This is a genomic window from Citrobacter sp. wls714 (genome assembly GCF_005281025.1).
In the GTDB taxonomy this organism is placed as follows: Bacteria; Pseudomonadota; Gammaproteobacteria; order Enterobacterales; family Enterobacteriaceae; genus Citrobacter; species Citrobacter werkmanii.
In genome coordinates, this window is the sequence record NZ_SZWZ01000024.1 from 73,834 (window position 1) to 98,070 (window position 24,237).

General features: G+C 52.0%; 22 protein-coding genes and 1 tRNA gene. 10 read left to right on the forward strand and 13 right to left on the reverse strand.

All coding sequences use genetic code 11. The annotated features are described in order from the left end of the window. Positions 1-10 precede the first annotated feature (10 nt). Positions 11-1,393: a glycoside-pentoside-hexuronide family transporter gene (locus tag FDX11_RS02485; protein WP_061380888.1), complete on the reverse strand. Its 1,383-nt coding sequence runs from the start codon at positions 1,391-1,393 to the stop codon at positions 11-13. Between the two features lie 290 nt (positions 1,394-1,683). On the opposite strand from FDX11_RS02485, the gene FDX11_RS02490 reads away from it, so the two are divergent. Beyond that, positions 1,684-1,778, forward strand: a tRNA-Sec gene (locus FDX11_RS02490). A gap of 168 nt (positions 1,779-1,946) precedes the next feature. Further along, positions 1,947-2,075 (forward strand): hypothetical protein, encoded by a 129-nt coding sequence (locus FDX11_RS25620; RefSeq protein ID WP_256372614.1) that lies wholly within the window; start codon positions 1,947-1,949, stop codon positions 2,073-2,075. 135 nt (positions 2,076-2,210) lie between these two features. Here the strand turns inward: FDX11_RS25620 and misL are convergent, their stop codons facing one another. Both misL and FDX11_RS02500 read right to left on the reverse strand, forming a co-directional pair. Further along, a complete protein-coding gene (gene misL, locus FDX11_RS02495) occupies positions 2,211-5,054 on the reverse strand; it encodes an intestinal colonization autotransporter adhesin MisL (RefSeq protein WP_137397425.1) in 2,844 nt (947 codons plus the stop codon). A 74-nt stretch (positions 5,055-5,128) separates the two neighbouring features. Further along, positions 5,129-5,746, reverse strand: a complete 618-nt coding sequence (locus FDX11_RS02500) for a helix-turn-helix transcriptional regulator (protein WP_137349155.1) — start codon at positions 5,744-5,746, stop codon at positions 5,129-5,131. A gap of 577 nt (positions 5,747-6,323) precedes the next feature. Between FDX11_RS02500 and FDX11_RS02505 the strand changes: the two genes are divergently transcribed. The 3 genes from FDX11_RS02505 (at position 6,324) to FDX11_RS02515 (ending at position 9,396) form a co-directional block, all read left to right on the forward strand. Further along, positions 6,324-7,097, forward strand: coding sequence for a transcriptional regulator (locus FDX11_RS02505; RefSeq protein WP_137397426.1), 774 nt, complete (start codon positions 6,324-6,326; stop codon positions 7,095-7,097). Further along, the gene (locus FDX11_RS02510) at positions 7,094-7,558 is read left to right on the forward strand and encodes a hypothetical protein (protein ID WP_042311533.1); all 465 of its coding nucleotides are present in this window, start codon (positions 7,094-7,096) and stop codon (positions 7,556-7,558) included. Before FDX11_RS02505 ends, FDX11_RS02510 begins: the two co-directional genes overlap by 4 nt. A 341-nt stretch (positions 7,559-7,899) precedes the next feature. Continuing rightward, positions 7,900-9,396, forward strand: a complete 1,497-nt coding sequence (locus FDX11_RS02515) for a C69 family dipeptidase (RefSeq protein WP_137397427.1) — start codon at positions 7,900-7,902, stop codon at positions 9,394-9,396. Positions 9,397-9,432: 36 nt separating this feature from the next. Here FDX11_RS02515 and FDX11_RS02520 read toward each other — a convergent pair whose 3' ends face one another. After that, a complete protein-coding gene (locus FDX11_RS02520) occupies positions 9,433-10,335 on the reverse strand; it encodes a LysR family transcriptional regulator (protein ID WP_137397428.1) in 903 nt (300 codons plus the stop codon). 104 nt (positions 10,336-10,439) lie between these two features. Between FDX11_RS02520 and FDX11_RS02525 the strand changes: the two genes are divergently transcribed. The 3 genes from FDX11_RS02525 (at position 10,440) to FDX11_RS02535 (ending at position 12,936) form a co-directional block, all read left to right on the forward strand. Next, the gene (locus FDX11_RS02525) at positions 10,440-11,447 is read left to right on the forward strand and encodes a zinc-binding alcohol dehydrogenase family protein (RefSeq protein ID WP_137397429.1); all 1,008 of its coding nucleotides are present in this window, start codon (positions 10,440-10,442) and stop codon (positions 11,445-11,447) included. 1 nt (position 11,448) lies between these two features. Next, entirely contained in the window at positions 11,449-11,754 is a 306-nt protein-coding gene (locus FDX11_RS02530) for a putative quinol monooxygenase (protein WP_137397430.1), read from the forward strand. Positions 11,755-12,255: 501 nt separating this feature from the next. Then, positions 12,256-12,936 carry a hydrolase gene (locus tag FDX11_RS02535; protein ID WP_137397431.1) on the forward strand — a complete coding sequence of 227 codons (681 nt, stop codon included), beginning with the start codon at positions 12,256-12,258 and terminating at the stop codon, positions 12,934-12,936. Positions 12,937-13,006: 70 nt separating this feature from the next. Here FDX11_RS02535 and FDX11_RS02540 read toward each other — a convergent pair whose 3' ends face one another. After that, entirely contained in the window at positions 13,007-13,783 is a 777-nt protein-coding gene (locus FDX11_RS02540; protein WP_137397432.1) for an SDR family NAD(P)-dependent oxidoreductase, read from the reverse strand. Positions 13,784-13,930: 147 nt separating this feature from the next. On the opposite strand from FDX11_RS02540, the gene FDX11_RS02545 reads away from it, so the two are divergent. Both FDX11_RS02545 and FDX11_RS02550 read left to right on the forward strand, forming a co-directional pair. After that, positions 13,931-14,875: a LysR substrate-binding domain-containing protein gene (locus FDX11_RS02545; protein ID WP_042311518.1), complete on the forward strand. Its 945-nt coding sequence runs from the start codon at positions 13,931-13,933 to the stop codon at positions 14,873-14,875. A gap of 25 nt (positions 14,876-14,900) precedes the next feature. Beyond that, positions 14,901-15,803, forward strand: a complete 903-nt coding sequence (locus tag FDX11_RS02550; protein WP_038635581.1) for a carboxylate/amino acid/amine transporter — start codon at positions 14,901-14,903, stop codon at positions 15,801-15,803. Between the two features lie 26 nt (positions 15,804-15,829). Here the strand turns inward: FDX11_RS02550 and nlpA are convergent, their stop codons facing one another. The 8 genes from nlpA to dagR form a co-directional block, all read right to left on the reverse strand. Further along, entirely contained in the window at positions 15,830-16,648 is an 819-nt protein-coding gene (nlpA, locus tag FDX11_RS02555; protein ID WP_042311515.1) for a lipoprotein NlpA, read from the reverse strand. A gap of 216 nt (positions 16,649-16,864) precedes the next feature. Next, positions 16,865-17,608, reverse strand: coding sequence for a 2-dehydro-3-deoxy-phosphogluconate aldolase (locus FDX11_RS02560; protein ID WP_137397433.1), 744 nt, complete (start codon positions 17,606-17,608; stop codon positions 16,865-16,867). After that, positions 17,595-18,704 carry a D-glucosaminate-6-phosphate ammonia lyase gene (gene dgaE / locus FDX11_RS02565; protein ID WP_137365875.1) on the reverse strand — a complete coding sequence of 370 codons (1,110 nt, stop codon included), beginning with the start codon at positions 18,702-18,704 and terminating at the stop codon, positions 17,595-17,597. Before dgaE ends, FDX11_RS02560 begins: the two co-directional genes overlap by 14 nt. A 3-nt stretch (positions 18,705-18,707) precedes the next feature. Then, positions 18,708-19,568, reverse strand: a complete 861-nt coding sequence (locus tag FDX11_RS02570) for a PTS system mannose/fructose/sorbose family transporter subunit IID (protein WP_170975586.1) — start codon at positions 19,566-19,568, stop codon at positions 18,708-18,710. Continuing rightward, positions 19,565-20,314: a PTS sugar transporter subunit IIC gene (locus FDX11_RS02575; protein ID WP_003023960.1), complete on the reverse strand. Its 750-nt coding sequence runs from the start codon at positions 20,312-20,314 to the stop codon at positions 19,565-19,567. Before FDX11_RS02575 ends, FDX11_RS02570 begins: the two co-directional genes overlap by 4 nt. A gap of 25 nt (positions 20,315-20,339) precedes the next feature. Next, positions 20,340-20,825 carry a PTS system mannose/fructose/N-acetylgalactosamine-transporter subunit IIB gene (locus tag FDX11_RS02580; protein ID WP_003023959.1) on the reverse strand — a complete coding sequence of 162 codons (486 nt, stop codon included), beginning with the start codon at positions 20,823-20,825 and terminating at the stop codon, positions 20,340-20,342. 12 nt (positions 20,826-20,837) lie between these two features. Continuing rightward, positions 20,838-21,263 carry a PTS sugar transporter subunit IIA gene (locus tag FDX11_RS02585; RefSeq protein ID WP_061380878.1) on the reverse strand — a complete coding sequence of 142 codons (426 nt, stop codon included), beginning with the start codon at positions 21,261-21,263 and terminating at the stop codon, positions 20,838-20,840. Between the two features lie 120 nt (positions 21,264-21,383). After that, positions 21,384-24,182, reverse strand: coding sequence for a transcriptional regulator DagR (dagR, locus tag FDX11_RS02590; RefSeq protein ID WP_137397434.1), 2,799 nt, complete (start codon positions 24,180-24,182; stop codon positions 21,384-21,386). Positions 24,183-24,237: the final 55 nt, after the last annotated feature.

Genomic DNA, 24,237 nt, shown 5'->3' on the forward strand with positions numbered 1-24,237 from the left:
AATCGGTTCCTTAGTTCTGTAATTCTTTCGTCGTAAAATCCTGCTGATTACGGTGTGCCCCCTGTGCCAGTTGACGCATAATTTCAGTCAGATACGGGGTTTTCAGGGTGTAGAAGCGTTTGGCGATCACAGCACTCAGCAGGTAACAAATAGCCGGAATAAGGGTGAACAATGCAATGATGATGGTGATGGTGGCGCTGTTTTGCGTTTTCGCCGCGGCATCGTAGCCACCGCCTGCCAGCATCCAGCCGATCATCGCCCCGCCAAGCGCCAGACCCAGTTTGAGCACGAACAACGTTCCCGCAAAGCTGATCCCCGTCAGACGTTTGCCGTTACACCACTCCCCGTAATCGACGGTGTCGGACATCATGACCCACTGGATTGGCGTCACGAGCTGATGCAGGACGCCAATCACGAAGATAAAGACAAACATGGTGATGTTGGCGTGCATCGGTACGAAGAACATCGCCACGCTGATGACGGCCAGCAGGGCGTTCGTCCACCAGAAGACGCTAACTTTGCATTTCCAGTCGGTCAGTGGTTTTGCCAGCGCAGAGCCAATCAGGTTGCCGACACAATAGGTGGTGAGGAAGGCGACAAATACTTCCGGTGTGCCCAAAATCCAGGTAACGTAATACATCATCGCGCCGCCGCGAACGCAGACCGCCATAATGTTGAGAATGGTCAGCAGGCCGACGATGCGCCACTGGTCGTTTTGCCAGATGTCGCGCAGGTCTTCACGCATTGAATTGTTGGTTGGCGGCGCTTCAACACGTTCTTTGGTGGTGAAGAAGCAGAATGCGAGCATCAGGAACGCCACAACCGAGAGCACTGCGATTCCTCCCTGGAAGCCCAGGGCCTTGTTTTCGCCGCCAATCAGCTTTACCAGCGGCATCATCAGGACGGTGGAGATCATGCCGCCCGCCGTCGCCAGCACAAAGCGCCACGATTGCAGGGAGATACGTTGCGTCGGGTCATTGGTGATCACGCCGCCCAGAGCGCAATAAGGGATATTCACCACGGTATAAAGCAGGGTTAACAGCGTATAGGTGATGACGGCATAAATCATTTTGCCGTGCAGGCTGAAGTCGGGCGTGCTGTAGGCGAGAACACAAACCAGACCAAACGGCAGCGCGCCAAACAGCACCCACGGACGAAACTTCCCCCAACGTGAACGGGTACGGTCAGCAAGCAGCCCCATGCAGGGGTCTGAGATGGCATCCAGCGCGCGGGCCAGTAAGAACATCGTGCCGACAAATCCGGCCGGGATACCAAAGATATCGGTATAAAAGAACATCATATATAACATGACGTTATCGAAGATGATGTGGCTGGCGGCATCGCCCATGCCGTAACCAATCTTCTCCTTAACAGACAGAATCTCACTTTTCATTACGCATCCTTGTTGGCACTTTCACACGCACTGGTACCGGTTACAGTTCTTGTAAACCATCCCTGTGAGCGCGGGTATTCCGATATCTCGTTATCAAATTACGATTCTTGTTTTCTGTGATCGGAGTAGCGTCTAAAAATATGTCTAATTGTAAGTGATGGATTTTGTAGAGATTTATTTGAAAGGGGTCATGGTAAGGAGAAACGGAAGTTAAAAAAGTGAGTGAGGGGGTGTGGAAACCCGAGGAAGTAGCTATAATGCGCCCCGCCTCCATGTAGCAATCGAGGCGCGGAAGATCGTCATCTCCGGTGAGGTGGCTGGACTTCAAATCCAGTTGGGGACGCCAGCGTTCCCGGGCAGGTTCGACTCCTGTGATCTTCCGCCAAAGTTCCTCAAGTAAGTTCTTCTTAAATCACATCTCTTTTTAGCTTTCTTTATCCTGTGTTGATCTCTGGCATACTACGTTGACTGCTGCGCGATTAGTCAGATTGAAACGGCGGCGACATTTCAAATAAACACCTACCACAATCCCCGACAGGCGAATTTATTATGTTTGCCAGTGATGAATGGTTGTATCGTCCTGATGGTCTACGGCGAACAGGAACAACGGCTGCAGGATGAGCTGCAAGAAGCAAATCAGAAGTTAAAAAGAATTGAGAGCACGCTGGCGACTCTCCATTGAATTGCGAGTTAACATGTAAGTAGCGCTTACATGTTAACCTGATGTCGGATGGCGCTAACGCTTATCCCGGACTACGATTCCAAAAAATAAAGCCGCCGATCGGTGAATCAGCGGCTTTTCCATTACTCACTTACATCAGAAATTATATTTTATGCCGAGCATACCGCGGGTATCGCTGTAGCCTTTGTCGCCGACCTGTTGGGCCACGTTGCTCCATACGTTGAGGCGCGGAGTGATTTGACCTTCAACACCCACTTTCAGCTCGCCGATATTCTTCGTGCCGCGCATGTCGTTTCTCACATCGTCCATCTTCACGCTGGCAGACTGCGTGTTATGGATCCAGTTGGCTTCGACAAACGGCTGGAACTCGCGAGATTTGCCGTCGTCGATGGCGTTGTGGCCGTTGATAAAGGCTTTCACGCCCAGACGAGTCATCAGGTTGCCATCGGTGTCATCCTTCACGCGGGTCCCGTTCGCTTCGCGATGGCTGTCGGCCTGCACGTCCATCCACACCACTTGCGCTTTCGGTTGCAGCCAGTAGCTGTTGCGCTCGCTTTCGCCAAGTTTAAAGCTATAACCGGCTTCGACCGAGGCGGTGATACCGCTGGATTTGTATTTCTCCGTTGCCTGCTCCTGGCCCATCACTTTGTTATCAAACCAGTTGTACAGCGCCCAGGTATCCACGTAGGTACCGGTCTTGTCTGCGTCATTGGCATACCAGGTGCCGTACAGTCCCACACTGTAACCGGTGACCTGACCACGAGAGTGGTAGCCGGTCAGGCTGGACTGCGTGCGGTTCTGGCTGTTGGCATAACCTGCCATCGCGCCAATATGCCAGCGGTCGAGGCCGTCGCTACTCCACTGCGCCAGATCGCCGCCTAACTGTAAGACGTAGCTGTTACTTTGGGTTTTCAACTGCCCACTACCGTCTTTGAAGCGGGTATGCGCGCCAACGTTACGCATCCACAGGCTGGTAACTTTTTTCTCACCGGTCAGCATGTCAACGTACTGGGTTTCCCCCAGGCGATCATGCAGTCGGGTCATGAACAGCGTGTTAGCGGCATAATTGTTCGCCAGATAGCTGCCGGCTTCCGGACGATACTGTTGCTCTGTGACCGGCGGAACATGAGGCTCTTCCGGTCCAGGAATAACCGGGTCCACAGGATCGGTCGGGTCCGGGTTAACCGGATCAGGGATAATCGGATCCACCGGGTCCGGGTCTACGGGGTCGGGGTCGATGGGATCAACCGGGTCCGGGTCTACGGGATCAGGGTCAACAGGGTCCACCGGATCGGGCGGAGCAGGAATAAAGCTGGTCAGATACCAGTTGTTGCCCTTCTGCACAACGTTATAGTCGTACGCCCCGGCAACAATACGGCTCGCTTTTTCAAATGTGCCGTCAGAATTGCCAGCAACCTCAATTATCTCAATACCTTCAACAGTCTGCGCCCCGGTACCGCCAATGTTGTTCACCGCCACAAAGGCATTACCCGTCGTGTTACCGAGCACTGTCAATTTATTGGTTTCGGAGGCATCGTCATTCAGGACGGTATTGAAAACCAGTTTGCCGCCATTCCCGGTAAAATCTTCATTAATCGTAAGCGTCTGCCACGGTTCGCCGTCAACATGGCCAAAGTTAACCACTGCCCCGCTGTTCAACGTCAGGTCGGTCAGCGTTGAGCTGTTGGTCATATTCCAGGTCGCATCGCTCATTTGCAGAGAGATTACCCCCGTCCCGGCGGTCGCGCTGGTGATATAAGACGCCCCGTTCCATAACGAATTATCGGTCATGTTGAGCTTAATCGTACTGTTTTGCTGGGGCAAACTACTGGTCGCGGCTATCGCTCCGGCAGCATGAAGATCGCCGTCGATAAGAAAGCGTCCACCGCTGGATCCGTCTACGGTACCGCCCGTTTCGGTGCTGATGGCATAGCTTTCAGTACTGTGGTCGCCCACCATAGTAATGGCGGCACCACCGGCCAGATTTATCGCCCCGCGTGAGATCGCAAACAGTCCGCGTGGTGCTTTGCTGTATGAAGCCGCTTTTCCAGAACTGTTCACGCTAATCGTCGCGTTATCGCCCAGGTTCACGGTCGCGTTGGTGGAATAGACCGCATGCGCACTCGCGCCGTTAACCGTAATAGTGGCGTTATTGCCCAGTTCCGTTTTGGAAGATGAGGCGGCATAAATGCCCGTGGAAGAGGTACCCGATGTCTCAATGGTGGCGTCATTGCCAAGCAGGATCGAGGAACCGCTCTGCCCGGAGCGAATGCCTTCAGAGCCGTCGCCGGTCGTCACAATGTGCGCACGATCGCCAACAACAATCGTATTTTTGGCAAGCGTCGCATCTCGCATGGCATTGGCGGTGATACCACGCCCCTGGTTACCCGTCGTTTTGATGTACAGATCGTCACCGACGTAGATTTTAGCCGAGCCTATCCAGCCCTGGCCTATCGCGTTATAACCGGCGTTAATACCATCACCATCCTGACCATCCACATAAATACTGGTGCGATCTCCGGTGATGATAAAGACCGGGTTATCCGGCGTATTGGCCCCGTGCGTGCGAATACCGTCAACATCTTTTCCATTATTGGCGGCATTTTTCGACTGGGTGCGGATCGTCAGATCGTCACCGAAAATAACGCCCGGGCTACCCGTCGCGCTGTTCTGAATAACAGTAACAGAGTGCTCAAAAGCTTCTGCACCGGGTCCATTCAACGTTAATCCATTACCATAAACGGGAATGGTGCCAGCACTCCACTGATAAACATAATTTGGCATGGCGCTGGTTTTAGCAAAATTGGCATTTGCCTGCGCTGGGATTATTGCCTGCAATTCCGGGGGCAGACTGCTAACCAGACCGCTGGAAGGAAGACTATCAACATCAACCCAGGCTGCATGGGCTGAAAATACCATAGACGTTAATGCGGCTGAAACCGCGATGGCAATACGAGAGTAAGATTTGGGATTTGGCATATTAGCCTCCTGCTATCAGGCGTAGAGCGTCCACCACATCTCAAGGATGTGAAATAATAAAAATCAGAAATGCGTTATAAAATATTCGATAGTATTTGATGAATACTATGGCCCAACTTATCTTCAAGCCGGAGCTTATAGACATATATTTTCTTAATATCAATATTATCTATTTGGGTAATTTGCTGAATACTTTTTCCTGAGACAAATCGCTTCAGTAATATCATTTCTGTATAGTTGAGTGAGCGTCCACGTTTACTGTTAGCGAGATGACCCGTAAATAATCGTCTCATTTTCTGATGCTGTACGTCATCATCATCATCAGAATATATAATGCCTTGTATTTTATTGCTTTTCGACAGCCAGTAGTTGGCTAACGGCGCCAGGTTCCGGTCCGCTATCAAAACAATATGCATGCCGCTATACGCCAGACGGTCAACCCATTGCGGGTCGGCGAACAGGCGCAGGTTCGGGAAGGAGAAATCCACAAAAATAAACCCGCGCGACAAATGATTTTGATTATTAAGTAGAAGTTTTTCAATAACGCCTCTTTGCAGAAAGCCATTTCCCTCCGGCCAGATCGCAAAAGCAGCACGGTGACAGTACCTGGCGCGTACCGCAGTATCCGGAAATAATTGACAGGATAATTCACAGCTTATGCAACGAATACTCTGTGATGGGGATCTGTTCATAAAAAATGACTCCTGTTATTTTTCCATAAATATTTCATCGGTAAATAAATGTGTCAATCCGACACGCATGACATTCCTTGTCAGTTAATAACAGCAACCCTAAAAAAATGTAATAAACTCTTGATGCGCTAATATGTACATACGGTAAGCAATGCCATACCGCTAAGTTTTTTTATGTTTTATCTCAGAATAACAATCTGGGCATTAGGAATTTTATGCATAAATTAAAATCCTAGGATAAATCTTAAAAAAGCACTATTTGCTAAAAAATAACCGATGTAAAGGTTACTTGTTAATTACACAATTCAGATAACTTAATCACCCTAGTCGCTCTGTGGATAAATATAATGATAACCCAGATAAAACTGTAATGAATTCTCATTATTTAACATTAGCTAATTCCAACCTAAGAAATTAGGTTAATAACTTGTTGTATTTGAAGGGTTTTTATCCCCTAAGTGAAATTCTTATCTTCGATCATGTACAAAGATAGAGGCGTCTTATCGATTTGGATGTAAAATTTAAGGGGTGTGCAAGGACACGCTGTGATACGTTTTGGTTACTGAGGGCTGGGCAATTGTATCTTATCAATCAGTTGGTCGAATTTAATCCTGATAGCAAAAGTCTGGTCAATCGTCAGACCGGGCGCGCAATACAACTCCAGCTCCCTGCTTCGCTCTGTTTTCTCTATTTAATTACTCACGCAAGTGACATTGTTTCCCAGAACACGTTGATGATAGTGGGTTGGGGAGAGAGAAATAATGTCACCACCACCAACACGTTCTACCAGGCAATTCTGACGTTACGTAATGCGCTGGCGGAAGTGGGACTACCGCGCGATACGGTGAAAACTATTTCCCGCCGTGGGCTAAGATTGAATGAAAACGCTCAGGTCGAAGTGATACCGGATCCTCAGAGTGACGTTTCCCAGTCACCGGTTATTGAGGAGCGCGCGCCTGCAAAGGTAATTCTTACCGCACCACAACAAACGACGCAGATCTCCTGGTGGAACATTTTATTTAGCGTTAGTGTTGTTATCGCCACTCTGGTTATCTGGCTGGTGTGGTATCAGACTCGCCCGGTTATGCCATTTAGTAAGTTTGTCTCTGTTTCCATGCAGACCCCTTCGCGGCAAAACTGCAAAATTTATTACTCTCCAAATGAGTACGACCAGCATGGCTATTTCAATCTGATGCAGCTTCATCCTTTACTCTGTGAAAACAACAAACACGTATTTCTATCCGGCTACCTCAAAGCAGAGAGGATGGTAGCATTTGTATGCGATAAAGATGCGCGGATTGATGCCCACGCATTTTGTACTACCCATTATTACTGGATGCGCGGGCAATGAAAAAAACACGCCAAATAATCTTGCTCACTATTGGCCTGGTTACCCTACTCGGTTCAGGTAGTTGGCTATGGTATTCACGTTATGCCGAAAAGCCGCTAAATTGCGTTGGAAACGTTGAATGGAATATTGGCAGCAACCGCTTTGCTGGAACGGTTTCATTTCGGATGTACAACCAGGAAGGATTATCGACAATTACCGGTAAGCTGTATGGGCGTAATATCTCAGACATCAGCAGGAACATCTATTTCAGCTACACCCAACAGCGTGATGCACGGGTGTTACAGGCCATGCAAGTTGTCAAAACCTTCGCCGACACGGCCGATGAAGCGGATATCAACAATACGTTGCCCGGGTTTTATCGGCAGACCGGACGCAGCCTGAGCCTGGTTATGGAGGAGTATAAGGGCGCATGGATTTTCGCCAGTTCCAATGTTCCCTCGCTGTATTGCCGCAAAAGGTAACGTCATATCCGGAAACAAAAAGCACGGTGCTGCCACAGGATTCACATTTGTCATCATTAACTTACGCGACACAGGTCACTGAATCCACTAATAAGCCATTCTATTCTTCACCGCGAATCAGGAAACATCCTGAATATCAGGATATTCGTTGCGTAATAATTAAGCGAAATGGACATGTTATTTTGTCCAGAAGACTTCAATCTACGAATGAATATTTGGAGAAGACGTGGGCAGGGGCGTTTATCTCTCTCGCGAGTAATGTCTGAGCGTTCAGGCGTTATCGCATTTCAGGAAACGGTATGTTTCCGGTGTATTTTTGGCGTACATATGAGGGATACGTAATGTTTACTTTTAAAAAGTGCCTGATTGCACTTTCAATAAATTTGGCGGTTGTTTCATCAGGTTTTGCTTGTACGACCCTGCTGGTCGGCAATGAAGCATCAGCGGACGGCTCCATGTTGGTCGCCCGTAGCGCAGACAGCGATGCCCTGAAAGCACAGCATTTTGTCATTCATCCGGCAAAACAGAATCAGACCGGGGTATACAGCACCAAAGCACATAATGGCGCGAATGATTTTACCTGGCCACTGCCGAAAAACTCTCTGCGTTATACCACCGTCCCAAACTGGAAAACTCAACTGCACGGCGCAACCGGATTTAACGAACTGGGCGTCGGCGTGAGTGGGACAGAGTCTATTTTTGCTTCACCAAAAGCGCTGGCCGCCGACCCATACGTTGAGGATAAAGGGATCACTGAAGACGATATCCCGGATGTTCTGCTGTCGCAGAGCAAAACCGCACGTGAGGCCGTTGCGCTGCTGGGACATATTGTTGAAACCGTCGGTGCTGGAGAAGGATTTGGCGTTGCCGTGGTCGACGATAACGAGATTTGGTACCTGGAAACCGGCAGCGGCCACCAGTGGATGGCGCAGCGCCTGCCTGATAACCAATATTTCGCCACCGGTAATCAGGGCCGCCTACAGGATTACGATCCTAAAAACCCGGATATGATGGCGTCAAAAAATCTGATTCAATTCGCAACGGAAAAAGGCCTGTACGAACCGGCGAAAGATGGCAAATTCAACTTCGCCAAAGCCTATACCCGTGATGACGAGCGTGACCGTACGTATAACGATCCTCGCGTATGGACCATCCAGAAAACGTTCAATCCTTCCGTAAATCAGGATATGGCCAAAGGACGTGAATTCCCGGTCTTCATGAAGCCAGAGAAGAAAATGACGCTGGACGATGTGAAAGCCGTGCTGCGTAGCCACTATGAAGGCACCAGTCATGACCCGTACACCAATGGCCTGAACGGTAAAGAGCCATGGCGTCCGGTCAGCGTCTTCCGCACCTATGAGGCGCATGTCATGCAGGTACGTCCGTGGTTGCCAAAAGAGATCGGTGAAACCACCTACATTGGTCTGGGTATGGCCGATCTCACCGCCTTTGTTCCGTATTACAGCGGCCTGAAAGCATATCCGGCCAACTATACAATGGGTACAGATAAGGCTGACGATCAATCCATCTACTGGAAATATCGTAAATTGCAGACGCTGACGATGACCGATTATCCGAAGCTCGCGCCAATCGTCAAAAAGGCCTACAAAGCGTGGGAAGATAAAGTGGCGAAGGAGCAAAAAGAGGTCGAAGCAGAATATCTGAATATGGCGAAAACCAATAAACCTGCCGCAGATAAAATGCTGAATGACTTCAACCTGCGCATCATGGCCGATGCCGAGAAGTTAACGGAAGATCTCACTAATCAGCTGTTTACCATCCGCACCAAAGACATTCAGTCTGATATTTTCTTTGCTAACGCAGCGAAAAAAGACTAAGTCACACCACAGTAATGTACTGGCGCAAAGCGTATCTTAGCTCTGCGCCAGCATCTCACATCGCGCCTTCACGGCGTCATGCAGCAAGCGTACTGCCGTAGAAAGCTGCTTACGATGCGGGCAAATCATATTCAGCGGGACTTTCTCCCCCTGATAATCCGTCATCAGCAGCTGCAATCGCCCTTCGCGTACATCCTCGCTAACATCCAGCCACGACTTGTAGGCAATCCCCTCACCAGCAATCGCCAGCCGCCGGATCACTTCGGCATCATCGCTCATAATCGTGCCGTTAACCTGCACGCTGCTGACCTCGCCGCCGTGTATAAAGGTCCAGCGGTCGTGCAGGCGTCCACGTAAGACAAAGGTCATGGCGTTCAGCTGCGCTAAATCTTCCGGGGTCTGCGGCGCACCATTTTGTATAACCCAATCCGGTGACGCCACCAGCACGCGTCGATTACCCGGCGCAACGGGCAGCGCAATGTATGACGCATCTTCGGTATTGCCATAACGAAATGCGACATCGACAGGATCTTTAAAAACATCCGTCACCTGATCGGAGAAAAAGATCCGCAAACGCAGCGCAGGATAGCGGCGTCGAAAAGATTGAAAGACCGGCAGCAGCAAATTTCTCCCAAGATCGGACGGAACGGCGATTTGCAGCGTGCCAGAAACTTCATCTTCCGGGGTCTGAATTTTTTGCAGTCCGGCATGCATCACGTCCAGCATCTGGCGGGCATAGGGCAACCAAATCTCGCCTTCCGGCGTCAGGCGCAGGCTGCGCGTGGAGCGAGCGAACAGGCGGATAGTCAACGTAGACTCCAGGCGCTTGATAGCAGAACTGACCTGAGCAGGCTGAACGCCGGCTTCGCGTGCCGCATCACTAAAACTATTCAGCGCCGCGGCGCGGACAAACAACGTGAGATCTTCAAGCCGGAACATTTTCACTCCCCGAGTATAAGTCCTGTCGCCGTTGGGCTATTTTTCCCGTTCTGCTACCGGTTTACCATCGAATTATTCAACTGATTCCTGTGACCGGAGAGAATATGAAAGCCATCGCCATTACCCGCGCCGCGACCGACGGCAATAACATTGAATTTTTACAAGAGATTGACCTGCCCATGCCGGTCGCCAGCGGACATGATCTGCTGGTTGAAGTGAAAGCCATTTCCGTCAACCCCGTTGATACCAAGGTCCGCGAAGGTTTTAACGCCGATGTGCCGCGCGTACTGGGCTGGGATGCCGTTGGTGTGGTGCAGTCCGTGGGTGAAGCCGTCACCCTGTTCGCACCTGGCGATGAAGTCTGGTACGCCGGAGCGCTGGGCCGAGCTGGCAGTAACAGTGAATTTCAGCTGGTTGATGAACGTATTACCGCACTGAAGCCAAAAACCCTGGATAATGCCTCTGCTGCGGCGCTGCCGCTGACCGCCATCACCGCCTGGGAAATGCTGTTCGACCGTCTGGGCGTTGAGGAAAATGGCAATGAAGATGATGTGTTATTGATTGTTGGCGCGGCTGGCGGCGTCGGTTCTATTCTGACGCAACTGGCCAGTAAGCTGACCAAAATGACCGTCATCGGTACCGCATCGCGTGCGGAAAGCCAAAAATGGGTACGTGAAGCGGGCGCTCATCATGTGATTGACCACAGCAAACCGTTGACGGAAGAACTGGCGCGGATAGGGATCAAGGAAGTGACGCACGTTGCCAGCCTGAACAATACCGAGCAGCACTATCAACAAATTATTGCCGCACTCGCTCCGCAAGGAAAGCTGGCGCTGATTGACGATCCGCAAACCCTTGATGCCCGCCCGCTGAAGGCCAAAAGTATTTCCCTGCACTGGGAATTTATGTTCACCCGTTCGATGTTTACCACCCACGACATCATTGCCCAGCATCAGCTATTGACCCGCGTGGCGCAGTTGATCGACGACCACACTATCCATACCACGCTGGGTGAACATTTTGGCGCGATCACTGCGGCGAATCTGCAAAAAGCTCACGCGCAAATTGAAACGGGTCGCTCGGTCGGCAAGATTGTGCTGGAGGGGTTTTAACATGTCTGATGCAGAAGCGATTTCAATTATTGCAGTACTGAAAGCCAAACCAGGGAAAATAGATGCCCTGAAACAGGCGCTACAGGCTCTCTTACTGCCCACGCGCCGGGAGGAGGGCAATATTGAGTATGCGCTGTTCCAGTTACGCGACACGCCAGATGTATTTTATGTGCGTGAATCCTGGCGCGGTCAGGCTGGCCTGGACGAACATATCGCCCTGCCGCATTTCCAGTCGTTTGTATTGCAAATGAACGATCTACTGGCCGAGCCGCTACGACTGGATTATCTGACGCCGATTGAGCCGTAATATTAATACCGTGCTCCTCTGCTGTTCGGAGGAGCACAATAAATATCAATCTGAGAATTTACTTAATTCAATAATGACTTAGTAAATAAAATAGACATGATCATTACTCTCAAGAAAACCGTGGCATTAGTCACAAAATTGACATTGAAGATATATCGTTAATATTCATTTTATTTCACAATAATAATAACCGTATAAAAACAAATCAGTCAGAAATACCCACCGATATCTACCCCTCTTACTTCCAACACACACCATAAAATAATATGAATGCAGAAATATAATTTCATAATAACAGGCATTGTTATTTTCATAGGGTCGGAGGAAATTAGTTCACTAAGGCTATTCTGATAAAGATAGCTTTAGCCTCCCCCTGAAATTAACCATGATGATGTCAATAATGGTTAATTAGCTGTAGAGCAAAAATGGATATCGCCCAGGCGATTATAGACTTTACTGCAGGTTAGATAACCTGCAAAAAGCAACAACAAGGAATGGATCATGTCTACACCCGCTAATTTTAATGGCCAACGCCCAGTGATTGATGTCAATGACGCAGTTATGTTGCTTATCGATCATCAAAGCGGCCTGTTCCAGACCATTGGCGATATGCCAATGACTGAACTGCGTGCAAGAGCAACGGCTCTGGCAAAAATCGCCACCTTATGCAAAATGCCGGTGATTACCACCGCCTCTGTGCCGCAGGGGCCAAACGGTCCGCTTATTCCGGAAATTCATGAGAACGCACCTCACGCACATTATGTCGCACGCAAAGGTGAAATTAACGCCTGGGACAACAAAGAGTTTGTTGCGGCGGTAAAAGCGACAGGCCGTAAGACGCTGATTATTGCTGGTACCATCACCAGTGTATGCATGGCATTCCCGGCCATCAGCGCGGTAGCAGAAGGCTATAAAGTCTTTGCCGTCATCGATGCTTCCGGTACTTACAGCAAAATGGCGCAGGAGATCACCATGGCCCGCGTCGTACAGGCTGGCGTCGTGCCGATGGATACTGCCGCGGTTGCGTCCGAACTGCAGAAAACCTGGAATCGGGAAGACGCAGCGGAATGGGCCGAAGTCTATACCAAAATCTTCCCGGCTTATCAGTTACTGATTGAAAGCTATACCAAAGCCCAGGATGTTGTGAAAAATAACGAGCTGCTGGACTCTCAGCGCACTTAACTTTTCCGATCTTCCGCAAACGCCTGTTTAATATAAGCAGGCGTTTTGTCATGCGCAGCATCAGTCCCTGTCAGCCATTACGTCCGGCCATAACCCCCCCATCGACATCCCAGACAGCACCAGTTACCCAACCCGCCTTGTCTGACAACAGGAACGCGACGGTTTCTGCCACATCACGCGGCGTACCGACCCGGCCAATCGGATGGAAGCTATCAAAGCTGCTCATCATACCTTGTACATCTTCTTTCGGGATAAATCCTTCATAGATGGGTGTATGCACGACCGCTGGCGAAACGGCGTTCACGCGAATCCCATGCGCACCCAGCTCGATAGCCAGATTTTTGGTTAAAGCATGCAGACCCGCTTTGGCCATCGAATAGGCCGATGAAGGTGTCGCGCCCACCGCTTGTTGCGCCCACATTGAACCAATATTCACGATGGCGCCGTTAATATTGTCTGCCAACATATTACGCACCACGTCGCGGGTAATGAAAAACGTCGCCCGATTGAGGCTCATATATTGCTCATAATCCTCAACCTCATGTTCAATAAACGGTTTCGGGAAAAACACGCCAGCCGCATTGACCAGCAGGCTGATATCTTTATGTCCGGCATTCAACCTGGCCATCACCTGCTGCGCTCCGGCTTCCGACATCAAATCCGCAACAATCACCGCGACATCACCCAACGTCGCCAGAGTTTGACGCGCTTGCTCTGCTTTGTCGGCGCGGTTGCCTACCAGCACCACGCTACCGCCGCCCTGGAGGATCAGTTTCGCCGTTTCGAATCCCATCCCACTGGTCCCACCCACAACTAACAATTTCTTTCCGGCAAATAATGCGCTCATCGTTAACCTCGTTTAAAGAATCCGTTGATGCGCTAAAGATGCCACTCGTTTCAGAGGTTGACGACTGAGAAGAAATAGCGCCTCAAGAAAGAAAATCTATCTCGCTGGCATATACTGAAAACAGTTAACAAGAATGGAAAAAAGCAGATGCGTTCACTCAATCGGCTAAAATGGTTACACGCTTTTGAAGCCACCGCCCGTCATGGCAGCTTCACCGGCGCGGCGCAGGAACTGGGCGTGACGCCTGCAGCCGTTGGACAACTGGTGCGTGCGCTGGAAGATTGGGTAGGCCATCCACTGTTACATCGCACCCGCACGGGCAAAGAACGCCTCACGCTGGTCAGCGAAGCACAGGACGCATTGCGCGATATCACTCTGGGACTGGATAACCTGGAATCAGGACTCAACAAGCTGCGCGGCCGTCGGGCACGCTCAGTGGTAATTATTACCGCGTCGCAGGTCCTGGTCATGAACTGGTTGATGAGTCGTCTCAATCGTTTCTCACAAACGCATGAAAACATCGAATTACGTTTGAATGTGACGGAAAAGCTGATGGATGTCGCCCACGGCGAAGCCGATCTGGGTGTACGCTGCGGCAAAGGTGACTGGCCCGGCGTCAACAAAACCTGGTTAATGGATGAAGAAGCCGTTCTGGTCTGCAGCCCACGAATGGTACCGGTAGATAAAATCGCCTGCGGGGAATGGCTGGCCGCGCAAAAGCTGATCCACGATGACACTCCCCACCCCGGTGCTCATTTTCCTGCCTGGGATGATGTCTTGAACGCTACCCATGCCCCGACCGTCCGCGACAGTGGACTGCACATCAACTCCACTGCTGCGGTGATCCTGGCGGCAATCAGCGGTCAGGGCGTGGCTATCGTTCGCCGGGCGCTGGTTCAGCAGTTACTTACCGACGGACAACTGGTGCAACTTCACCCCGACACCCGTTGGCCGCTGACGTGGTCATACTACATCGTCACGCCGCAACACGCGGTAATGCGTCCGGAGGTGAAAGTCTTTAATGACTGGCTGATTGCGGATGTGCTGGCAGAAATCGCGGCTAACTCTGCTATGATGCCTGCACACAAATAAAACAAAACAACATGCCGAGGGAAAGATGGGTTCCACCAGAAGAGGGATGATGAACGTCCTGATTGCCGCCGTATTGTGGGGAAGTTCGGGCGTTTGTGCACAGTACATCATGGAGCAAAGTCAGATGTCATCTCAGTTCCTGACCATGACGCGTCTGATTTTCGCCGGACTTATTCTGCTGATGCTCTCTTTCGTTCACGGCGACAAAGTATTCTCCATTATCAAAAACCGCAAAGACGCGATTAGCCTGCTGATTTTCTCCGTGGTTGGCGCGCTTACCGTACAGTTGACCTTTCTGTTAACCATCGAAAAATCTAATGCCGCCACCGCGACGGTACTGCAATTTTTATCACCGACCATTATCGTGGCGTGGTTTTCCGTTGTACGTAAAGCGCGACCGGGTATTTTGGTGCTAACCGCGATCCTGACCTCGCTCATTGGCACGTTCCTGTTGGTCACCCACGGTAATCCGACGTCGCTGTCTATTTCACCTGCCGCGCTGTTCTGGGGAATTGCCTCCGCATTTGCCGCCGCGTTTTATACCACCTACCCTTCAACGCTTATCGCGCGCTACGGTACGCTGCCGGTTGTTGGCTGGAGTATGTTAATTGGCGGGATGATCCTGCTGCCGTTTTATGCCGGGCAGGGAACCAACTTTGTCGTCAATGGCAGTTTGATTCTGGCGTTTTTCTATCTCGTGGTCATCGGTACGTCACTCACGTTTAGCCTGTACCTGAAAGGTGCGCAGATGATTGGCGGCCCGAAAGCGAGCATTTTGAGCTGCGCGGAACCACTGAGCAGCGCGTTGCTGTCTCTGCTGCTGTTAGGCATTACGTTCACCCTGCCTGACTGGCTGGGCACGATGCTGATCCTCTCATCGGTAGTGCTGATCTCAATGGACTCACGTCGCCGCGCCAGAGCGGTTTAATCCCAACCGGCGCGGCAACGGGTTAATTACCAGCCCGGAACCGCGCCGCCGTTGAAGATGGTTTCCGCCGCTTTTGCTACTTCCGGTGATTGATAAGATTGCAGGAATTCTTTCACATTTTCGGCATCTTTGTTGTCTTCCCGTGCCACCAGGATATTCACATACGGTGAGTTCTTATCTTCGATAAATACGCTGTCATGCACCGGAGAAAGTCCGGTTTGCTGGATATAAGTGGTACTGATAATCGCCACATCTACTTTCTGATCGTCCAGTACGCGTGGTAGCTGTGCGCCTTCCAGCTCCATGATATTCAGATGCCGTGGATTATCAGTAATATCCAGCGCCGTAGGCAACAGACCTGTCCCCGCTTTCAGGGTGATTAACTTTTCTTTTTGCAGCAACAACAGCGCCCGCCCAAGGTTGGTCGGATCGTTAGGTATTGCAATCGTTGCGCCGTCTTTCAGTTCCGCTATAGTTTTGATTTTCTTAGAATAACCGGCCATCGGAAAAACAAAGGTATTGCCCACCGCCACCAGCTTGTAGTTATGCGCTTTATTATCCTGTTCGAGGAACGGACGATGCTGGAAGACGTTGGCATCCAGTTCGCCATGATTAGTGGCATCGTTGGGTAATAATGAGCCACTGAAGCCCACCAGCTCAACGTCCAGCCCGTATTTCTCTTTGGCTACTTTCTTCGCGACCTCCGCCACGTCCTGCTCTGCGCCGTTAATGACGCCCACTTTGATATGTTTCGCGTCATTGCTCTGCTGATCGCACCCTGCCAGCAATAATCCCGCCAGTAATACCACCGTCCCGGCTGCAAAATGAGGTATTTTCAGTTTCACGTTTTTATCCTTTTGAAATAACCGCCTGATGAGTAATGAAATGACTATAGCGGGAAGGCCGCTGCGGTTTAAAAAACGAAAAAGCATCAGCAAGAAGAAAAAAGCATAAAGCAGACATATGGACAAAAATGCCCGGTAGCGCTTACGCTGACCGGGCTGGTGACATGAGGTTATCTGTAGGCCGAATAAGCGAAGTGCCATCCGGCGATAGCAACATCACACCATCTCTTTCACTATCTCCATTAACCTGGCGACATCTTCAGGCCGGGTATTACCCGTTTGTGGATCGATAATCGAGCTGTAAACATGCGGCATCACGCGGGGCACTCCCGCCTCCAGACAGGTTTTCAGGATAATGCCGAAGTTATTGAGATCGAGCCCGCCCGTCGGTTCAATCAGCGTCATGCCGTTGCGCGCAGCGGTCGTCGCCAGCGCGTACAACTCAGGCAGCGACCGCTCTCCCCCCATCGGGAAGAACTTCGCCGCGTGAGCCCCTGAATCCAACATCATCCGTACCGCTGCATCGCAGGAAACGCGGGCTGGCGTGCCCTGGCTACTGCTGACGCCCGTCGAGATCAGCACCTCTCCGGGTGTACCCGTCGGGCTGACCAGCGCATTGATATGGGTTTGTTCGCCGCCTGTTGCCGCCAGCGCCCCTGCCGCAAACCCGCAGCCGGTAAAGGTCTGGTTGACGTGCGCCGGGTGAACCGTTGAAGCTATCATCGCCGCTTTGTAATACTGTGCCGGGTCGCCAGCCCCCAGCCCGACGGAGATTGACGGCACCTCCGTCATCCAGCGTTTAACTTCCCGAACGCCCTCATCAACTGACGTAAACTGCGCGGAAAGCACGCCGATCACCGCATGGCCTTCGGCAGCATCATAGATTTCCCGCGCATTGGCGATATCCTTCGCCAGTACGTTAATGGCCACTTTATTCCGATAAAAATTAATGTGCTGCATGGTCTGCAATCTCCTTTAATCGCGCTACGATCAACGCCATTTCCCCTTCTGCGACCGTACGCGGATCAAGACTAAAAACGCCCTGATGAAGGTTGTAACGACGAGCGTAAATCGCGATATCGCCCCCGCGAAGTTGCGCTTCTACAGCATAAGCATCCAGCCCCAGCGCCTGCGCGTTCACCCGAATCCGAATCCGCCAGATGGCGCGTCCGGCTTCGTCCTGCTCGATATCGGCGTCCAGTCCGGGAATCGCTGATATCGCCTGCGCCACGGGGCGGAGCTCTTCAGCGGTAACCACGGTTTGTTCCTGATGATAGTTTTCCAGGGCATACACCAGCCCAACCATATTCTCTTTGCCGATTTTCATCGCCCGGGCAATCCCGTGGTGCTGCGCTTTACACGCGGCAATCCACTGTTTCTTCCCGGTGATAAACCCGGAGGTTGGCGCGTTAAAGGCTTTTGCCCCGCTGTAGACCACCATATCCGCCCCGCTCGCCACCCAGGCGTGTAAATCCTCCTCGGCAGCGGCATCGACAATCAACGGCAGGTTGTGAACCTGCGCGACCTGCACAAAATCTGCAATGCTCAACATGCCCTTCTGCACGCAGTGGTGCGATTTCACGTACAACAGCGCGGCAGTGTTATCGGTAATCGCGCTCTCCAGCTGCCAGCGGGCCGCCAGATTACTTGAGCCGACTTCCACCACGCGACCACCACCCAGGCGAATCGCGCTGGTGATTGGCGCCCCGTAGTCAACGTTATGCCCGCGCAGCATGACCACTTCATTCGCCATACCTGTGCTATCGGGCATTAGCGAGACTCGCGCCGGGTCGCCGCGGGTAATGGCTGCGGCGACAGAGATAGCAATGCCCGCCGACGCACAAGAGGTGATATAGCTGTCCTCCGCGCCGGTATAGCGGGAAACCAGCTCACCGGTACGGTCCACCAGCCGATCAATTTCAACAAAGGCCGAGGCCGCCCGCGCGGTGGCCTGCATCACCTCCGGCGCTACGCTGGAAACACCCAGAATCGTCATCTTGCCGCAGGCGTTAATGACCTGTTTTAGCCCCAGTTGTTGATAAATATTCTGTGTCATGGCTTACAGCACTCCCAACAGCGAACAAACCACGCTGAGCGCCACAATCGACAGCAGAATCGTGGTGTAACGCGGTCCTTTCTTCACCAGATAAAAATAGATGGCGAACACCGCCGCCAGCGGCAACAGGCCGGGGGCAATAGAGTCGAGAATTTGCTGGACCACCACTTCAGAGCCTTTCAGGGCGCTGAGTTTTAGCGGGGTGGTGATCTTAACGTAGCTCGCGGAAAGCGCGCCCATCATGATCAGACCCAGCACGTTCGCACCGTAGATAAGCTCCTTAATCCGCCCTCCCTGCAGCAGACCGATAATCGAGTCACGCCCCAGCGTATAGCCTTTGTGCACCATGCCGTAGCTGATTGCCAGCGTAATAGCCGGATAGAGAATTAACGGTACAATTCCGCCCATCGCGCTGCCATTGGCCGCGAATGGGATGAAAATAGCGATTAATAGCGGCATAACGGCGGCCCAGATGATGGAGTCGCCCATCCCGGCCAGTGGCCCCATTAAGCCAGTTTTAATCCCAGTGATCGAAGCGTCGCTAATCGGCTCGCCGCGCGTTTTCTGCTCCTCCATCGCAATGGAGATCCCCTGAATCACCGCCCCGAACGTCTGTTCAGAGTTGAAGAAGTTCAGATGGCGTTTTAGCGCTTCCACTTGCTCCTCTTTTTGCGGGTAAAGCTTTTTGATGATCGGCGTCATCGAGGCGCAGAAAATCAGGCTTTGCAAACGCTCATAGGAGCTGGAAACTTCCGCGCCCAGCCAGTAGATAAACCAGGCTTTAGTGATGTCTGCTTTGGTCAGCGCGCCGCTTTCCCGTGCGCGTTCGACCAGTTCATGCTGCATTACGTTGCTGCTCATCATGCTGCTCCTTCATTTTTCGCCAGACCTTTAATCAGGAAGGCCACGCAGGTACCAAAGATCGCCATCGCCATGATGTCCACCTTCAGGTACAGCACCGCAAAGAATCCGCCGATAAACCACGGCAGCAGGCTCTTTTTACCGATCACCATAATGGTGATGGCGAAGCCCAGCGCCGGCAGAATGCCGCCCATAATTTCAAAAGAGTGGGTGAGCCAGTGCGGCATCAGCTTCAGGAAGCTTTCCACCACGTCCTGACCAAAATAGTTAGCGGCGAAGACGACCGGGAAACGCAACACCAGCCCGAGTAATGCCGGGTAGAGGAACGCACAGCGCATAATGCCCGCCATATTGGCCGTTTCCGCGTGCTTGTCGGCCATATGTACCCACGCGGCGTTTAACGTGCGGCGCAACTGGTCGAGGAACACACCGATAACACCAAACGGGATCGCCAGTGCGATGGCCAGGTTCGGGTCCATTCCGGCCTTCACGGCGATAGGAATTGAAATACAGGCAGCCAGCGCCGGATCCGACGGGACGTTGCCGCCCGGCGTAGAGGTCACGCCGAGGTAAACCAGCTGCATACCTGCGCCAATGATCATCGCCGTTTCCATATTGCCTAACAGCAGGCCAACGAATACGGCAATCACCACTGGCTGTAGCAGCATGGCGGAAAAGGTGTAGCCAAGGCGTAATCGGGCAAACCAGTAATACAACCCCATCAGGCTTGCAAAGACTAAAGTATCCATAGTTAAGTACCCTGTTATCAAAGGATTAGAATTTTTTCAGGATATCGTCCAGCGACTGCGGCTTATCTTCCGGGATAGTCTGGAAGAACACCTGAATCCCACGATTTTTCAGGTCGCTCAGAATGCCGACGTCTTTTTCATCCAGCGTGATGTTCTGGAATACCGCTTTGCGGTTTGGCCCACCGCCCAGTCCACCGACCTGAATGGTGGTGACATCAAACCCCAACTGGACCGCTTCCTGAACCGCCGCCAGAGAGGGGAACAGCACCAGAACCTTGCCGTCACCAAGCTGATTTTCTTTCCATGCGGCGGCAAAACTCTGGTTACCGAAGCAATCCACTTTGATATTTGGCGGCGCTGCCATCAGGTAGATATTTTTCATAAATGGGTCGGCGTCCAGCTCATCGCTAACCACCGCAATCCGGTTTGCCTGAGATTGTCCAACCCACTTAGTCACAACCTGTCCATGAATCAGACGGCTATCGATACGACATAAGACGATGTTTGCCATGATGTTTAATCCTTATTGTGATTGTTGTAATTGACGTACGTGAGCTACAACGTCCAGGCAGCTGCTACGCCCGGCCTCAACCAGTTCGGCCACACAGGTGGTCAGTTGGCCCTGCTCGCGTTTGTCCAGCGCCTCCAGTAACAAAGAGGCGTTCAGCCCGGAAATCACTGCCACCGGGTAATCAGCGCTCAGCCGCGCCGCTACGTTAGAAGTGGTGCCGCCAATAAAATCGGTCAGGATCAGTGAACCTTCCGGCATGGTTTTCACCACGGCTTCAACGCGCTGATAAAACTCGCCGAGCGTATCAACCGGCATCAGCGCAATTTCGGTCACGCCTTTGATTTCGCCCATCACCATGCGCAGGCTGTTGCAAAGCTGTTGCCCCCAGCCGCCATGGGTCAGCAGCAGGATCTGGGGCAAGGATTCAGTGGTAGTCAAAATGGCCTCCTGGCTCGATTACATAGACATAGGTAAACAGAGCAAAGGCTGTGCCAGAATTTGTGTCACGCGGGGGAGTAGTGGATGCAGGCGGGGCGCAAAGCCCCACCAGACAAGAGATTAGCTATACAGCAGTTCGTAGATATAAAAATATTCCGCGTCCGATAAGCGAATGGCATAGGCCTCTTCGATCGGCAGGAAAGCAGATTTAATGACACTAAACGCGCGGATATCCAGATCCGGCTTGTTCTCTAACGCCATCTGTAACGGTTTGCGGTTAATCACGATACGCTCAACCATACAGCAGCAGTGGATCAGGAAGCGCAGTGTCACCTGACGGCTCGGTTTCAGCGAAAGCGCGGTGGTCAGATGATTCAGCACCCCTTCCATCTCTTTCAGAATGCGCTGCGGGTTGAGCACCGAAATATGGTTAATGATGCTTTCCATGGTCAACGCGCTGATGAAACGCATCGCGCTGCGTTCCATCTCCAGACGGCGTTCACTGCTGGAGAGATCTGGCGTCAGCAGGCTGAGCACCAGTTCAGGTCCCTGCTCTGAGAACAACTCCTCAAGCGAGATAAACGGAATATCCGGCAGTCCCGGCTGGAAAGTGCCAACGATCCCCGCCAGACGCTCGCTGGCGTTAATCGCCTGCTGAACGCGCTCCAGGCTGCGGACTTCGTTGTAGTCGAGGATCACCATCCGCGTGTCCTGCGACATTAGCTCGCCGAAGCTCTCCTCCAGCACCTTTTTGATTTTTTCCGCCGTACCCATACCGGTAATACAGGAGATGACCAGCACTTTACCGCTGTTTTCCTGCTGCGGCGTACAGAGCTGACAGGGAATATTTTTGCTCTGCATTAATGCCGCCAGCTGCGGTAAGTCACTGGTTTCATAACTTAAATCCAGTCCTATTTCCAACAAGCTGGTGAGCGTAATGTTCGGCATCAGCAGAACATCTATCTGGAATAATTTGCTGATAGTGCTGCCAAAATGGACCAACGAGCCAATATCCACCATCAGAATCAGTCGGCGATATTGCCGCACCTGGATCATCTGCGTCAGGGCTTCCAGCGTATCATGCACCGACTGCTCGAAAGGCATATCAATAGCGCTGAACACCTCGCGCTCCAGCACGCGGTTCACATACTGCGCCTGGCTGGTGGCCGTCGTCGCGCCATGGGCGATCAAAATCACGCCACAATCCGGGCTGGCATCAATTCGTTGGCGGTAATGCCGACACTCTTTGAGGAACAGGCACAGCCAGACCACCTCCGTCGCCGGACACTGAATATGCAGCAGTTCATTGATTTTTCGGCATAACAGCGTGGCGTTTTCGTATTCATCTTTACAGCGATCGAGGATCAGGCTGGAAGAATAAAGCTGGGGAATAAGCCCGCGCTGCACGTAGCCAATCAGCGCCAGAAAGTGTTTGCGCAACGGGTTAACCAGATTCTCCGGCAGCGTGAAACCAAGCACTTGCTCAACACAGCCGATCAGCAGCGTCACGCGCTCTTCAATCTGATCGCCATAGCGCGGGGGATGCGCCACGCTGTCGCGGCTGTAGAGACCGTATTCAAAAATCGAGCTGAGTTTATTTTTTAGGATCGCCAGAGTTTCGGCTGGCGGTACGTTGCTGTTACGCAGGTTGATATATTCCCGGGTCAGGAAGCTGTAAAAGAGATCGCTCTCTTCTATTTCAGCTCCGGTCGCCAGCGAATTTTTCAGTGCGGGCAGCGTACGGGCATCGATGCTCAGATGCTCTTTACCTTCGAACAGCGCTCCCACCAGCAGACGTTGTTCCGGCGTGGCGTTAAACGGCATTTCTGCCAGACGTTTATCCAGCTGTAGCGTATCGCTGTGTTCCGTCATCCCCGAGGCCCAGGCCTGGGCGCAGAGAAACTGAATGTCGCTCTTGAGCTGACCAATATTGCCTTCCAGCGGCTTGTTCAGCAGCCAGAGCAGCAGGGTACGATCGATGCTTATCGTGCGCTCGATTTTGCGGCTCTCACGCTGTAAAAAGCCGACGATCAGCTCAACCTGCTCTTCCACCGAGCGCTGGCGGATGCCGGGTAAGTCGATACACACCTGAATACGTCGCTGGAAGGTGCGCAGCAGCGCCGAGCTGACCGGTTCGGTGGTTGCACAAATCAGACGGACCGAAATAGAACGCGCCACGGCGCTTGAGCCGAGCGGTCGGTATTCGCCTTTGTCGAGAATTGAGAACAGCTTTTCCTGACCTTCATACGGCAGGCGATGCACTTCATCAAGCAGCAGATAACCGCCGTCAGCCTGCTCGACCAGACCCGGTTTATTCTCATTTGCGCCGGTAAAGGCCCCCTGTCGATGGCCAAATAAATGGGACGAGAGCAGCTCCGGGTTATGGGCGTATTCCGCGCAGTTAAAATAGACCAGCGGTGGCGGTGTTCCCGTTGCGCGTTCGCAGGCAAAACGGTGCATCAGTTCGGCAAAAAAGGTTTTGCCCACACCGGAAGGACCGGTCAGCAGAACGTGCAGCCCGTGGGGATAAAGCACCGCCGCGCGACCTTTTTCCACCGCATCACGCAGGCTACGATCGTAACCAATCAGGCCGAAAAAGGGATCATCTGTCGCCTTAGCTTCCTGAACAGGCAACAGATCGGCCACGGTTTGCACTTCGCGCTCGGACTCATCCAGTTTGCGTCCCAGCAGCGTTTCAATCGCCTGACGATGCAGAAAGAATACCGGGCGTCCGCGACTTTTAATCGCCAGACCGTCATTCCAGAGTTGATTGAGATCTTTACTGACCGAGTTTCGCGCCAGCCCAAGATTAAAGCCGATGGCCTCCGCGGTGAACGCCGTTTCCTGCGCCAGTTGGGCAAGATTCAGTCCTCGCGTCAGCCGTTCCAGCTCTCCCAGTATTATCTCAATCCGTCTCATCTCTTTACCGCTTAAGAAATAAATGATTGTTCAGAACATACACTATTCTGCTGCG